At 73.6% G+C, this 14,214-nt stretch carries 13 protein-coding genes; 8 read left to right on the forward strand and 5 right to left on the reverse strand.

All coding sequences use genetic code 11. The features are described 5' to 3' along the window. Positions 1–45: 45 nt before the first annotated feature. The gene (locus tag ACFQUZ_RS04740) at positions 46–1,161 is read left to right on the forward strand and encodes a hypothetical protein (RefSeq protein WP_377437965.1); all 1,116 of its coding nucleotides are present in this window, start codon (positions 46–48) and stop codon (positions 1,159–1,161) included. On the opposite strand, the gene ACFQUZ_RS04745 is transcribed toward ACFQUZ_RS04740, so the two are convergent. The 5 genes from ACFQUZ_RS04745 to ACFQUZ_RS04765 form a co-directional block, all read right to left on the reverse strand. Continuing rightward, entirely contained in the window at positions 1,146–1,820 is a 675-nt protein-coding gene (locus tag ACFQUZ_RS04745; RefSeq protein WP_377437967.1) for a response regulator, read from the reverse strand. The two genes, ACFQUZ_RS04740 and ACFQUZ_RS04745, sit on opposite strands and share 16 nt — an antisense overlap. Beyond that, positions 1,808–3,133 (reverse strand): sensor histidine kinase, encoded by a 1,326-nt coding sequence (locus ACFQUZ_RS04750; RefSeq protein ID WP_377437970.1) that lies wholly within the window; start codon positions 3,131–3,133, stop codon positions 1,808–1,810. The genes ACFQUZ_RS04745 and ACFQUZ_RS04750 overlap by 13 nt, the downstream gene beginning before the upstream one ends. 65 nt (positions 3,134–3,198) lie before the next feature. Then, positions 3,199–4,032 (reverse strand): nitroreductase/quinone reductase family protein, encoded by an 834-nt coding sequence (locus ACFQUZ_RS04755; RefSeq protein ID WP_377437973.1) that lies wholly within the window; start codon positions 4,030–4,032, stop codon positions 3,199–3,201. Between the two features lie 382 nt (positions 4,033–4,414). After that, positions 4,415–4,618 carry a hypothetical protein gene (locus ACFQUZ_RS04760; protein WP_377437976.1) on the reverse strand — a complete coding sequence of 68 codons (204 nt, stop codon included), beginning with the start codon at positions 4,616–4,618 and terminating at the stop codon, positions 4,415–4,417. 108 nt (positions 4,619–4,726) lie between these two features. Beyond that, positions 4,727–5,548 carry a DUF2249 domain-containing protein gene (locus ACFQUZ_RS04765; protein WP_377437978.1) on the reverse strand — a complete coding sequence of 274 codons (822 nt, stop codon included), beginning with the start codon at positions 5,546–5,548 and terminating at the stop codon, positions 4,727–4,729. 58 nt (positions 5,549–5,606) lie between these two features. Between ACFQUZ_RS04765 and ACFQUZ_RS04770 the strand changes: the two genes are divergently transcribed. The 7 genes from ACFQUZ_RS04770 to ACFQUZ_RS04800 all read left to right on the forward strand — a co-directional run bounded on the left by ACFQUZ_RS04770 (position 5,607) and on the right by ACFQUZ_RS04800 (position 14,188). Further along, the gene (locus tag ACFQUZ_RS04770) at positions 5,607–6,311 is read left to right on the forward strand and encodes a helix-turn-helix transcriptional regulator (protein ID WP_377438162.1); all 705 of its coding nucleotides are present in this window, start codon (positions 5,607–5,609) and stop codon (positions 6,309–6,311) included. A gap of 23 nt (positions 6,312–6,334) precedes the next feature. Further along, positions 6,335–7,624 carry a hypothetical protein gene (locus ACFQUZ_RS04775; RefSeq protein ID WP_377437980.1) on the forward strand — a complete coding sequence of 430 codons (1,290 nt, stop codon included), beginning with the start codon at positions 6,335–6,337 and terminating at the stop codon, positions 7,622–7,624. 476 nt (positions 7,625–8,100) lie between these two features. Beyond that, the gene (locus ACFQUZ_RS04780) at positions 8,101–8,934 is read left to right on the forward strand and encodes a YwiC-like family protein (protein ID WP_377438165.1); all 834 of its coding nucleotides are present in this window, start codon (positions 8,101–8,103) and stop codon (positions 8,932–8,934) included. Between the two features lie 189 nt (positions 8,935–9,123). Further along, a complete protein-coding gene (locus ACFQUZ_RS04785) occupies positions 9,124–9,516 on the forward strand; it encodes a Fur family transcriptional regulator (protein ID WP_377438168.1) in 393 nt (130 codons plus the stop codon). Positions 9,517–10,001: 485 nt separating this feature from the next. Next, the gene (locus tag ACFQUZ_RS04790; RefSeq protein WP_377437983.1) at positions 10,002–11,249 is read left to right on the forward strand and encodes a cytochrome P450; all 1,248 of its coding nucleotides are present in this window, start codon (positions 10,002–10,004) and stop codon (positions 11,247–11,249) included. Between the two features lie 205 nt (positions 11,250–11,454). After that, a complete protein-coding gene (locus tag ACFQUZ_RS04795; protein WP_377437986.1) occupies positions 11,455–13,152 on the forward strand; it encodes a serine/threonine-protein kinase in 1,698 nt (565 codons plus the stop codon). A 10-nt stretch (positions 13,153–13,162) separates the two neighbouring features. Beyond that, positions 13,163–14,188 (forward strand): hypothetical protein, encoded by a 1,026-nt coding sequence (locus tag ACFQUZ_RS04800; protein WP_377437988.1) that lies wholly within the window; start codon positions 13,163–13,165, stop codon positions 14,186–14,188. Positions 14,189–14,214: the final 26 nt, after the last annotated feature.

Genomic DNA, 14,214 nt, shown 5'->3' on the forward strand with positions numbered 1-14,214 from the left:
GTGGACACGGGAGGGTGACGGGGCGACGCGATCCAGGAGGAGCCGATGCCCGCGATCCGGCACACCAGCGACCCATCCACCGACCAGGCTGACACGCCGGGGACCGAACGGGCGCCGTGGTGGCGCCGCCTTCCGCCGATCGTGGCGCTGCTGCTGCTCGCGCCGTGGGCGGCCGAGTGTTCCTGGGGCGGGTTCACCGTCGTCGACTATCCGGGCGTCCTGATCATCCTGGCCCCGATGTACGGGGGAGCGGCGGTGCTGATCCGTGAGGTCGCCCGGCGTACCGGTGGCGGTTGGCCGGCGATCGTGCTGCTTGCCGGGGCGTTCGGGGTGATCCAGGCGGGCCTGGTCGACCAGTCGCTGTTCAACCTCGGCTACCTCGAGGACACCGAGTTCGCCGACCTCGTCGAGGCGAACGGCCGAACCGTGGTCCCGGGGCTCGGGTTCGACGCCGGGCAGGCGATCGACTTCGTCGGTAACCACATCGCGCTCAGCATCTGCGCGCCGATCGCCCTCGTGGAGTCGTTCCTGCCTCCGCACCGGCGGAATCGGCCCTGGCTGGGCGGACCCGGCCTGCTCGCGGTCGGCGTCCTCTACGTGCTGGGCAGCTTGCTGATCTTCAGCGACGACGGCGGTCGCAAGGGTTTCCTGGCCAGTCCGGCACAGGTGACGTTCGCGTCGGTAGTGACTCTCGTGCTGGTGGGCGCGGCGCTGCTGCCGCGCCGGCGGCCGGTCGCCCGCCCGGGCCGGCCGCCCCGGCCGGTCGTGGTCGGCCTGGCAGCGCTCGGCCCGCACGCCGTCGGCTACCTCGTGTACGGGACCGGCTGGCTGAGCGTCGTCATCCGGCTCGCGGCGGCCGGCGTACTGGCGGTGCTGCTGATGCGCTGGTCGCGTCGGGCCGGCTGGGGCCACCGGCACGTGCTGGCGGCGTGCGCGGCCGGGTTGGCCCAGGCAGCCGTGACTGCCTACCTCGTGCCACCGTACGCCCCGGCGTCCCCGACGGTCGCGCTGGTCAGTGACATCGCGGTGAGCGTGATCACCGTAACCCTGGTCGTCGCGGCGTTCCGTCGGCTGCGGCCGGCGGACGGGAAGCCGGCGGCGGACCCGACGGACCCGGCACCGGCGGACGTCCCGGCGACGCCGGATCAACGGGCGTCGTGAACCAGCAGCGCGACCTGCACCCGGTTGGTGAGGTCCAGCTTGGTGAGGATGCGCGTCATGTACGCCTTCACGGTGGCGGTGCTCATCAGCAGTTCCCGCCCAATCTCCTGGTTGGTGCGTCCCTGGCCGACGAGGAGCGCGACGGAACGCTCGGCATCGCTGAGTCGCCCGAGGAGTTCGCGCGCCCGGTCCCGGCGGGGGTCCGGCTCCGGCTCGGCGGCGAACGCCATCACCCGGCGGATGACGTCCGGGGAGAGCATCGGCTCGCCATCGGCCACCAGCCGGACGGCCCGCGCGATCTGGGCCGGCGGGGTGTGCTTGAGCAGGAAACCGCTGGCGCCGACCCGTAACGCCCGGCGGATGTGCCGGTCGGTGTCGAAGGTGGTGAGGATGATGACCTCGGGCGGATCCGGCCGGACACACAGCCGTTCGGTCGCGGTGAGACCGTCGACGCCGGGCATCCGGATGTCCATCAGCACCACGTCGGGCCGATGCCGGTTGACGGCGGCCGGCACGTCGGCGCCGTCGCCGGCCACGCCGACCACCTCGATGTCGTCGAACTCGTTGAGCATCATGGTTAGGCCGGCCCGCACCAGGGCGTCGTCATCGACGACCAGAACCCGGACCGGGGCGGCGGACCGGTCGGTCATGGCCGCCATGGTAGCCAGGCCCACAGCCGGAAACCGCCGTCGGTGGTGGCTTCGTGCCGTAACCGGCCACCGGCCAGGTGCATCCGTTCCTGCAATCCGATGAGCCCGCTGCCCGAGCCGGGCAGTCGCGCCGAGCCCGACCCGGCTGGCGGGCCGTTGCGGACCTCGACGACCAGGCCGGCGCCGCCATCATCGTGAACAGCCGCACCGCCGTCGGCGTCGAGTGCCGCGGTTTCGTCGGCCCGGTCAGTCGTGGCGCCGTCGACGTGGGGAGCCACCGCGTCGTGGGTGGCACCGCCGATCCGGACGTGCACCGGGGCGTCCGGCGCATGCTTCCGGGCGTTGGTCAGGCCCTCCTGGACGACCCGGTACAGGTGCCGGCCGATGCTGTCCGGCACCGCGGCCAGGTCGGCGGCGTCGCCGTCGAGGCTCACCCGCATTCCCGCCGCCCGCGACTGCTCGACCAGCGCCGGCACACCCGACAGTGTCGGCTGTGGCCGGTCGCCGTCCGTGCCGTCGTCGCGGAGCATGCCGATGACCTCTCGGAGGTCCTCCAGCGCCTGGTACGCGCATTGCCGCACGACCCCGGCGGCGTGTCGTTCGTCCGGATCGGCGGATCGGCGTACCTGCAGGGCGCCGGCGTGCATGGCGAGCAGCGAGATGCGGTGGGCCAGCACATCGTGCATCTCCCGGGCGATGCGTTCCCGTTCCGCGTGCCGGGCCTCCTCCACCCGCAGCCGTTGCCGCTCCTCGGCCTCCGCGGCACGGTCCCGCAGCGCCTGGACGAGCAGGCGCTGCGAGCGGATCAGCATGGCGGACGCGGCCAACGCGGCGTCCAGCGCCAGCACCACCACGAGGCCCTGCCAGAACTCCCTGGTGTCTCCAGCGACGACCCGGAACAGCGTGCCGACGGTCGCCACGTGCGCGGCCAGCACGGCGGTGGCGACCGGCCACGGCCGGTAGACGGCCACCGCCGCGATGGCGACCGCGGTCGGACCCAGGGCGGCGGCCGACGCCGCCAGCGAGGGGATGAGCACCAGGGCCAACGCCACCGGCCAGCGCCGGCGCAGCAGCAGCGCGCCGCAGGCCAGGCCGCCCACGACAAGATCGACGACCGGGAAGCCGGCGCCGTGGTTCGCTGCCGTCTGGATCGAGTCCAGGAAGAACAGCCCGCCGAGGAGCGCGGCCAGGGTGACCACGCCGACGTCCGCCCAGCGGTCGCGGCGCCATGACGGATCCCGCATGGTCTCACCGTACGACCCGCCGGGCTCGGCGCGCGCCGGCCGACCGGCGATGCCGGCGTCGACCTTGGTCGCCCTCACCGGGCAGCCCGGCGCGGGGCGCCGTCCCGGAGGTGGGACCGGCACCCCGTCGCCTGGCGCGGCGACTACCCGGGAACCGCGTCCAACGCCGGAATGAGCCGCTCCTCCTCGTACGTCAGATGCCTATCGAGTTCGGCGGTGAGTCGGTCCACGTCGCGAGCCAACCTGCTCGGGTCCGCGTCGTCGGCCGCGAGCAGCGCGCGCAGTTCCTCGACGAGCGCGGCGATGGCCAGGTGTTCCGCGGCGAGCCTGTCCAGCACCGGCCGGAGTTCGGGATGCCGTTCGCCGATCGCCGGGAACATCCCGCCGTCCTCGGCGGTGTGGTGGAACTCCAGGTTGGCGCAGAGGGCCAGGCAGTTGATCCGGAGCTGGGCACCGAGTCGGGGACCGGACCGGGCCGCCTCGGCGCGGACCAGGGCCAGCTCGCGCCGGAAGGCGTCATGGATGAGCCGCAGGGCGGCGCCGAGCGAGGACGCCCGCGGTGGCCCGCCGGAGACCTGGCGCAACGCGACGACCGGGATCTGCCGGTCGGTCTTCGCCTGGTAGTCGGCCCATCCGGGATCGGCCTCGACCGCCCGGGCGAACACCTCGTCCCGCTCGGCACCGGTGAGGACGGTCGCCTCCGCCTGGTAGGTCACGACGCCGTTCTCTACGGTCACCGTCGGGTTGGCCACCAGGTTGTGGAACCACGCCGGATGCCGGGGGGAACCGGCCGCCGAGGCGATGACCACAATGCGGTCGGTGTCCGGCAGGTACGCGACCGGGGTGGTGTGCGGCCTGCCGGTGCGCGCGCCGGTGGTGGTGAGCAGGATCAGTCGGGCGTCTTGGAAGTAGCCTCCGACGCGCCCCCCGTTGGCCCGGAACTCGTCGATGATCTGCTGGTTGAAGTCGTTCGGCATGTGCTCCGTCTCCGCTGTGAACCCGCGACCGTACGCGGGCAGGGTTGGCCGACCGCGCCGAGAACGCGGGCAGGCAGGTGACGCGACAGTGGCTCACCGCCGCGGCGTGTGGGGGAGATGGATCGATGCTGGCGGGCCCCTGGCCCGCCCGATCGTCATTCGGCGGCCGGATATCCCGTCCGCTCGTGGCCCAAGGCCGACCCGGCAGTCACGCTGTCGATCTTAGTACGGGCCGTCGAGGCGGGGAAGGGCTGCGGTGGTGGGACGGAACTGCCCGCGGCGGTCCGGCGCATAATGGTGGAGCCAGGCCCCACGAACATCGCCCGGAGCAAAAGTTCCGGTCCGGCCGATCCGCCGGTCGGATGTCCGGCCGGAGGCCGGGTCATCCGCCTCGCTCGGCGAGCCATTCCGCCCGCAACCGTCGGGCCGTCAGTTCCCCGGGAAAGTTCGGCAGCAGCGTGCTGAGTGGGCCGGCGAGCAGGAGACCGGGGAAGCCGAGCAGGGCGGCCAGGGCCACCCCGGTCAGCTGCCACTGGCTGTCGTGCGCGGCCCCACCCTCCCGGCCGTGCACCACGAAGCCGTGCAACCGAAGGTGGCGGACGACGTACCAGAAGACGGCGACGCTCGTACACGGTCCCGCCGGTGCCGGGACGGTGGCCCCACGCCGACGCCCGTCCCGGCCCGGTGTGCCGGGTCAGCCGGCGACGGGCACCCGGTGCAGGCGGATCTGCCACACCTCCGGGCCGTCCTGGAGCCACTCGGCGGCGACGGCGTCGCCGTACCGCTTGTCGATCTGGGCGAGCAGCGGGCGGGGGGCGTGCGGCGCGACCAGGACCAGCGCCCCACCGGCCGGCAGCCCGTCCAGCGCCGAGAGCACCTGGGCGTGCCGGTGGGCGTGCGGCACGTTCCGGACGTCGAGCCGCTCGTCGATGCTGAGCACCGGCGCCTCAGCGGTGGCCGGCGCGGTGTCCCCGCCGCAGCCGCAGGTGCCGCCGCACCCGCCTCCGGAGTCGGCGTCCGGCGCGTCGTTGCCGGGTCTGGCCGGCTGGTGACCGCCGACGAGGTCGTGCATGCCGTCGAGGAGGCCGGCGAGGGAGACCTCGGGTGCGGCGACCAGCAGCGGTACGACGAGGTCGTTCTCCTTGGCCAGGTGGGTGTCGAACACGGCGGCCAGCGCGCGGGCGGCCACGGCGCCGGTGGCGGCCTCCAGTTCGGCCACCAGCCCGGCGATCGCCCGGTGTTCGTCGAGCATGCCCTCCACCAGCAACGCGCCGCGGTCCAGCGCGGCCGCCGCCGGATACAGCGCGGCCTCCTCGGCGTACGCGTGCGGTAGCAACTCCTCGTGCAGCCAGCGGGCGAGGTCGGTGCGGTGCCGCAGGGCGGCCGGAATGTCACCGGCGGCGGCGGCGTCGACGACCCGGCCGGCCCGGGACGTGAGGGCGGTCGCCAGCTCGGCGTGGTGGCGGACCACGGCGTCGGCGGCGCGGCCGTCCGCGGCGGGATCGGGATGTGACATGAGGCCCTCCTGGGTTTTGAGGCCGTTCGGCGTTGTAACGTTATCTACCGTGGAAACCATCGGAACAGGGCCCACCGGGGAGACCATCGACACGCCCCGACACCGGGCGCTCGGCACCGCGAGTCGGGTGGCGATCCTCAGCCTGGTCAGGGCCGCCCCGTCCGGGGTGACGACCGCCGAGATCGCGGAACACTCCGGTCTGCACCTGTCCACCGCCCGCGCCCACCTGGACCGGCTGGTCGAGGCGGGCCTGCTGGTGAAGGCCCGGGCCAGCGACGGGCAACCGGGTCGCCCCGCGTGGCGCTACCGGGCCGTGGCCGACGATCCGGCTCCCGCGCCGTACCGGTCGCTGGCGGCGGCGTTGCTGGACCACCTGGGCGATGCCGGAGGCGACGTGCGTGCCACCGCCGCCTCCGTCGGGCAGGGGTGGGGCCGCAAGCTGGCCGCCGCCGCCGCGGAACCCGGAACCGGTCCCGTGCGGACCGTCCTCGACGTGCTGAACGGGCTGGGCTTCTCACCGGCTCCGGCCGGAGAGGGAGCCGGTGGCGCCACCGAGATACACCTGCGGACCTGCCCGTTCCTGGACCTCGTGGGGCGGAACCCGGACGCCATGTGCGGCCTGCACGCCGGGGTCGTCCGCGGCGCGCTGGAGCACGCCGGCGCGCCGTCCGGCGCCGCGGTGCTCGAACCGTTCGGCGCGCCCACCGCCTGCGTGGTGCGGCTGTCCGCGATCCGTCCGGCACCCGGGACCGGTCCGGCATGAGCCGGGGACCCACCACGTCCGGCGTGGCATCGACGTCCGGTCCGGCGTCGACGTCCGGTCCGGCGTCGACGTCCGGTCCGGCGTCGACGTCCGGTCCGGAGCGGGCGTCCGGTCCGGCTCCGGTCGGCGGGACGGGCCGGGCGGGCTGGCACCGGCGGGTGGCCGTGCTGCCGATCGCGTACCTGGTCGGGCTCGTCGTGCTCGCCTTCGGGCACCCGTTCCTGCCGGGCTGGCGCTGGCTCGCCATCCACCTGCTGCTGCTCGGCGCGGCCACCAACGCGATCCTCGTCTGGAGCGCGCACTTCACGGTCGCGGTGCTCCGGGCGCCGGCACCGGTACGCCGAGTGGGTGAGAGCGTCCGGCTGGCCGTGCTGAACCTCGGCGTGGTCGCGGTGCTGGCCGGCGGGACGGCCGGGCTGCCCTGGGTCGGGGTCGCCGGGGCGGCACTGGTCTGCGGTGCCGTCGGTGCCCATCTCGGCTGGCTGGCGGCGCGGCTGCGGACGGCACTTCCGGCCCGCTTCCGGATCACGGTCCGGTACTACCTGGCCGCCGCGCTGGCGCTGCTGGTCGGGGTGCCGGTCGGCGCGTGGATGCTCGTCGACGGCTCGGCCCGGCCGCGCCTGATCCTGTTCCACGCGCATGTCAACCTGCTCGGCTGGGTGACGCTCACCGTGCTCGGCACGCTGCTCACGCTCTGGCCCACCGTGCTGCGTACCCGGATGGCCGGTGACGCCGTCGCCGCCGCCACCCGCGCGCTGCCGGCGGCGACCATCGGGCTGGTCCTGCTCGGTGCCGGCCTGCTGGCCTGGTGGCCGGTGCTGACCGGCGCCGGCCTCGCCCTGTTCGCCGCGGCCGTGCTGGGGGCCCTGCGTCCGGCCGTCGCCGTCGTGCGGACGAAGGCGCCCGGATCGTTCGCCGGCGCTTCGATAGCGGCGGCAGGCGGTTGGCTGGTGGTGGCACTGGCCGTCGACGGCTGGATTCTCGCCACGGCGAGGGGCCCCGACAGCGCGGCCGGTCGGTTCGGCGCCGTGCTCGTCCCGCTGCTCGTCGGCTTCGTGGCCCAGGTGCTGATCGGCGCGCTCAGCTACCTGCTGCCCATGGCGCTCGGCGGCGGACCGGCCCGGCTCCGCCACCGGATGGCCGTCCTGGACCGCCACTGGCCGCGGCGGGTGGCCATGGCGAACACGGCGCTCGTCGTCTTCGCCCTGCCCAGCCCGCCGTACGTCCGCATCACCACCTCGTTGTTGATCCTCGCCGCGCTGGCGCAGTTCGTCGTGCCGGCCGTCCGGATCCTGCTCACCGCCAGGAGATGACCGTGTCCACCGTCCCTGTCCCCGGCGCCCGCCGCCCGCTCGGCGGCGCGGCGTTCGGCGTCGCCCTGGTCCTGCTCGCCGTGCTGGTCGGCGTGGCGGCTCAGCGGGTCGTCGCCGGACCGCCCGGCGATCCGCCGGCGGCAGGCGCCCCCGTCACCGCCACGGGCCGCACCACCACCGTCGCCGTGATCGCCGACGGGATGCGGTTCCATCCGGGGCGAATCACGGTCGCGCCGGGCGACCGGCTCGTCATCGAGCTGACCAACCGCGACGAACGGCGGCACGACCTGGTGCTGGCCAGCGGCCCGCGAACCGTGACGATCGGCCGTAACGGCACCGCCCGGCTGGACGTCGGGGTGATCGCCGGGCCGGTCGCCGGCTGGTGCTCGCTGCCCGGACACCGGCAGGCCGGCATGACGCTGGAGATCGCCACGACCGGCACGGCGCCCGCGGCACGATCGAGGTCAGGTGACAGCATGAGCACGGAGATCGGACCGAGGACCACTCGCCGACCGCGTCGCTCGGCCGCTGAGCCGCGCCGCCCTGCTGCTCGGTCGCGCCGCCCGGCCGCTGAGCCGCGTCGCCCGACCAGCCGCCGTGGCCGGATCCGCCGCTTCCTGCCGCCCCAGCACGGCGCGTGGGCGATGCTGCTGCTGCCGTACCTCGCCGGCGTGCTCGCGGTGGGGTGGAGTTGGCCACACCTGCCGCTGCTCGGCGCCTGGTTGGCCGGCTACCTGTGTTCCTACTACCTGTTCCAGGCGGTCAAGAGCCGCCGGATCGGACGGTTCGCCGACCAGCTCCTTGCCTACGGGCCGGTCACCGCGATGCTCGGCGTAGTGGTGGCGGTCGCCCGACCGGCCGTGCTGTGGTACGCCCCAGCCTTCGCCGTCCTGGTGGCGGTGAACGTGTGGTATGCGGCGCGGCGCCGGGAACGCGCGATCGGCAATGATCTCGCGTCTGTCGTGCAGAGCTGTCTCATGGTTCCGGTCACGGCGACTGTCGCCGGGGTCCCGGCCGAGCGGGTCGGCCCGGTGTTCGGCGCCGTGCTGCTCTACTTCGTCGGTACCGTCCTCTACGTCAAGACGATGATCCGGGAACGGGGACACGCCGGGTACCGGCACGCCTCGGTCGCGTACCACGGAGTCGCCCTGGTGGTCGCGGCCTGGTTGGACCCGCTGCTCGCCGGGTTGTTCGCCCTGTTGTTGTCGCGGGCCTGGGTACTTCCCGCCCAGCGGCTGGCGCCGAGGCAGGTCGGGGTCCTGGAGATCGTGGCCTGCGTCCTGCTGCTGGCCGTGACACTGGCGCTCTGATCCGACGCGGGGAGGAGGAATCCCCGGCCCGGGCCGATCGACCGGGACCGGGCCCGCGGGACCGGCCGGGCGCATAATGGTGGGGTCCGACGTCCCGCTCGCCGGCAACGAGGCGACGGGGCGCACCGGCGACCGCCGATCGCGGTCGCGATCGAGAGCAGCGGAGACGGCGGAACGGTGACTCAGGCGATGCCCAACGTGACCAGGAACACCCGGCAACGGGCCGAGGTGCTGGCACTGCTGCGCGAGGTCGAGGGCTTCCACACCGCCCAGCAACTGCACCAGATGCTGCTCGCCCGTAAGGCCCGGGTGGGGCTGACGACCGTTTACCGCACCCTGCAACTGCTTGTGGAAGCTGGGGAGATCGACTCGACCAGGCTGCCCGGCGGGGAGCAGCTGTTCCGCCGGTGCAGCCAGAGTCGACACCATCATCATCTGGTCTGCCGGTCCTGCGGCCGCACCGTGGAGGTGGCCGGCCCGGCGGTGGAGCGGTGGGCGGACCGGGTGGCCGAGGAGCATGGGTTCACGGACGTCGGTCACACGCTTGAGATCTTCGGAAGGTGCGCGGACTGCTCGCGCTAATGCGGTGTCCATGGACGTTTGCGGGTTCCGGTGTGTGCCGGGCTGGTGGACGGAGACACCCACAGTCACCGAGGACAGGTCCCGTGAGGCGACCCGACTGGGGCCTTTGCGCTGCTGTAGCCCACGCAACAGCAACCCACGGTAATCGCGCAGGCCAGCCACCACACATCGACTGTTCGCTATCGTGCCAGGTGGTATCCGGTGTTGCGTGGGCTACAGCAGTGCAAAGGCTACCGAGACCACCACCGTCACCCCACAAGACATCACACACGGTATACAGCAGGAGGCCACCGACCGTCATCACGTTCCGCAACCAGCTCCTACCTGCCCCACCTGCGCTGACAAACCAGGTGAACGATCCTGGACGCCGCGCTAGCCGCTCGCCGGCTACCCCACGTCATCGGCGGTACCTCAACGAGTGACGCGCGTGGGTACCATGCGGGATGGCAGCCTGATCGATGCGCGACGATCATCCGGGAGCTTCCATGACCGACCTGACCTCGCACGCCGACCCGTTGCACCTGGACGACACGTGGCTCGCCGATCCGCACGCCGCGTACGCCGTGCTGCGCGAGGAACGGCCGGTCGTCCCGGTGCGGCTGTCGACCGGGATCCGCGCCTGGCTGGTCACCCGGCACGCCGACGTGCGGGCGGCGCTCGCCGATCCCCGGCTGAGCAAGGACAGCACTAGGCTCGCCGATCTGATGGCCCGGCAGCCCGACGCCGACGTCGTGGCCGTCGTGGGCGATTCGCTCGCCGAGCACATGCTCAACTCCGACCCGCCGGACCACACCCGCCTGCGGCGCCTGGTGGGTCGGGCCTTCACCGGTCGAGCCATCGCCGGGCTCCGTCCTCGCATCCAGCAGATCGCCGACGAACTGCTCGCCGAGACCGAGGCGAGGGCCGCCGGCAACGGGGGCGTCGTCGACCTGCTGGACAGCTTCGCCGTTCCGTTGCCGATCACCGTGATCTCGGAGTTGCTGGGTGTGCCGCTGGAGCGGCGGGACCAGTTCCGGGACTGGTCGAACACCCTGCTGTCCAACGCGGCGCCCGACGTTCGACGCCCGGCCGCCGTGGCCATGGCCGGCTTCCTGCACGGCCTGATCGACGCCAAGCGGCGCCGCCCAGCCGACGACATGCTCTCGACGATCGTCGCCGCGACCGAGGACGCCGACCGGCTCTCCGAACGCGAGGCGGTCTCGATGGCGTTCCTCCTGCTGGTCGCCGGGCACGAGACGACGGTGAACCTGATCGGCAACGGGATGCTGGCCCTGCTGCGGCACCCCGACCAGATGGCCGCGCTGCGGACCGATCCGACGCTGGTGCCCCGCGCCGTGGAGGAGTTCCTGCGCTACGACGGGCCGGTCAACCTGGCCACCCTGCGATACACCACCGAACCGGTGACGCTCGCCGGCACCACGATCCCCGCCGAGGAGTTCGTCCTGGTCTCCCTGATCTCGGCCAACCGGGACCCGGCCCAGCACCCGGACCCCGACCGGCTGGACATCCGTCGCGACGCCGCCGGCCACCTGGCGTTCGGCCACGGCATCCACTACTGCCTGGGGGCTCCATTGGCCCGGTTGGAGGGCGAGATCGCCTTCGGCGCGTTGCTGGCCCGGTTCCCGGATTTGACCCTGGCCCGCGAGCCCGCCGAGTTGACCTGGCGGCCGAGCAGCCTGATCCGGGGCCTTGTCGAACTGCCGGTGCGGGTGGGCGGTCAGGGCGGAACCTGACGAGGGCCACAGCGGACCGGCGGACCCTGGCGGAAGACCGGCGATACCCAGCGGTAGGCCGGCGATACCGAGCGGTACGGCCGTCCGGTGTCGACCGCTGGCCGGCCGGCCGATGGCTGCGGCTGGCCGTTCGAAGAAAATCCAACCAGCGCCACCGGACCTGCGGGTATCGACAACCGTCCGGGCGCGTGGGGGAGGGCCTCGGATGGAGGGTACGACGTGGGAGCTGTCGGGCTACACCCACGTACGGGAACTGGGCAAGGGCGCGTCCGGACGGGTGCTGCTGGCCACCCATGACCGGACCGGCACCCCGGTCGCCATCAAATACCTCGTACCGCGGTTCGGCGACGCGACGGCCTTCACCGAGGCGTTCCGGGCCGAGGCGCTGCTACTCGCGGAAATCGACGACCCGTTCGTCGCCAAGCTGTACGAGTACGTCGAGTCGGCGTCGGGCGCGGCTATCGTCATGGAGCTGGTCAACGGCGTATCACTGCGGCAGATGCTGCGGGCGCACGGCGCCACCGACCCCGCCGCGGCGCTCTGCGTACTCAAGGGTTCGCTCCTGGGCCTGGCCGCCGCGCACGACCGGGACGTCGTGCACCGCGACTACAAGCCGGAGAACGTGCTGGTCACCGCCGACGGTGAGAGCAAGCTGGCGGACTTCGGCATCGCTCTGCCGTCCGGTGTGCCCACCGGCGTCCAGGTCACCGGCACCCCGCGATACATGGCGCCGGAGCAGTGGAAAGGCGGACCGGCCAGCCCGGCCGGCGACATCTACGCCGCGACTGCCACCTTCTACGAATGCCTCACCGGGCGGCCGCCGTACGAGGGCCCGGACCTCGTCGCGCTCTGGCACCAGCACGCCTACGCACCGATTCCGACACCAGAGGCGCCCGAGCCGGTGGTCGAACTGGTCCGCCGTGGGCTGGCCAAGGACCCGGCCGAGCGACCGTGGTCGGCGCGCGCCTTCGTCGACGAATTGGCGGAGGCCGCCGGCCTGGCGTACGGCACGGATTGGGAAGACCGTGGCTGGCCCGAACTGGCACGGCGAGCCGCCCTGCTGGCGGCCCTGTTCCCGTTCGCCGATCGGGTCGGCGGGGCGACGGCGGTGGCCAACACCGTGCTGGGCACCGCCGCTGGCGCCGGAGCCGGCGCGGATACCGGGACCGGCCCGGCGAACGGTGCCGCCGGGCGCCGGTGGGCGCGGAAGGCCGCGCTTGTCGGCGGGCTCGCGGTGGTGCTCTCCAGCGGCGGGATCGGGCTCAGCTACGCCGCCCGGGACACCCCGGCCGCCGTCGCCGACCCGGCCCCGCGGCCGTCGGCCGTGACCGCCCTGACCCCGGCCGGGGTTCCGACACCCGGCGCGACACCGGCGGCGGGCCCGCCGGCCACGCCCACTGCCACGCCCACCGCCACGGCCACTACGCCCGGCCCGCCGGGCCCGCCGGACCCGGTCGGGGGCGGTCCGTCCACCGTTCGGACGCCCGGTCGCGGCCCCACGAGCACCACCAGTTCGTTACCGTTGCCGCCACCGCCCGCGGACGTCGTGGCGCCCACGGTCGGGCGCGTCGCCGCCAGCCCGACCGCCATCGACCCGGCCGGTTGCCCGTACGCCCCGACGTCCAGTGTGGTCACCGCCATCGCGTCGGACGACCGGACGCCGCCCGAGCGACTGCGGGTCAGCTTCCAGTACACGATGCTCGGGCAGTCCGCCACGGTGGCGATGAGCCATCAGGGTGGCGGCCGGTTCGGCGGGGTCCTTGGCCCGCTCACGCCGCCGCCCGGGAACGAGCAGCGTATCCCGGTCACGATCTCCGTCGCGGCCACCGACGCGGCCGGGAACCGGTCCGCCGCGGCGGGTCCGGTCTCGGTGGTCGTCCACGGCTACTGCACCCCAGGCTAGGAGGTGTCTCGTGGCACAGTCCCCGCCGCCGGGCGGCTGGCACCCCGCCGACCCGGACCGGACGGACCGGATTGGCTGGCACCCCGCCGACCCGGACCGGACGGACCGGATTGGCTGGCACCCCGCCGACCCGGACCGGACGGACCGGATCGAGGCGCTGCCGACGGAGGCGCTGCCCACCGAGTACCTGTCGGATGGCGGGACGTCCGGGGAGTACCTGTCGGACGGGGCGTTGTCCACCGACGCCTTTCCGGTGCGCGCCGTCGGGTCCGACCTCGGGTCCACCCACCCCGTACCGGATTTCGTGCCGACCCGGCGTGTCGACCCGGGGCGGTTCTCGACGCGGCGGGCGAGCGATCCGGCGGCGTTCGGCGCCAGTGGCGCCGAGACCATCCCGGCGGGCGGCGCGGAGACGATCCCGGCGGGCGGCGCGGAGACGATTCCGGCGGGTGGCGCGGAGACCATCCCGGCGGGCGGCGCCGCGGAGACGATCCCGGCCGGCGCCGCGGAGACGATTCCGGCCGGCGGCGGCGCCACCGCACCGGCCGGTGAGGTACGGTTCGGCCCCGGCGTACCGATGGCACCGACGGGCTGGCCCCGGCCACCGGCAGCCCCGCCCCGCCGGCGTCGCTCCCCGGCGCGGGTGGCCGCGTCGGTCCTGTCCACCGTGCTGACCCTCGCCCTGGTCGGCGCGGTCGGGATCTATCTCTGGCAGCGGCTCCAGCCGCTGGAGATCGTCTCGGTGACCGCGGCGGTGCCGCAGCCACCGGGTAGGACGTGTGACACCACCGTGGATGTGGTGGCCACCGTACGGACCAACGGCAACGCCGGTACGATCGGCTACCAGTGGTTCCGGTCGGGGGCCGAGCCGAGCGGGGTGTTGACCGAACGGGTGGCACGCGGACAACGGACCGTCAGTCTGCATCTGGCCTGGGCGTTCAGTGGGACCGGGACAACCACCCAGACCGCCACGGTCAACGTCGTCTCCCCGTCACCGGCTCAGGCCAGCACCGAGGTCACCTACTCCTGCGGCTGACGACCGGATGCCGGGAGATCCCCGGG

Origin of the sequence: Plantactinospora sp. GCM10030261, from assembly GCF_042666615.1 — a bacterium.
In the GTDB taxonomy this organism is placed as follows: Bacteria; Actinomycetota; Actinomycetes; order Mycobacteriales; family Micromonosporaceae; genus KBS50.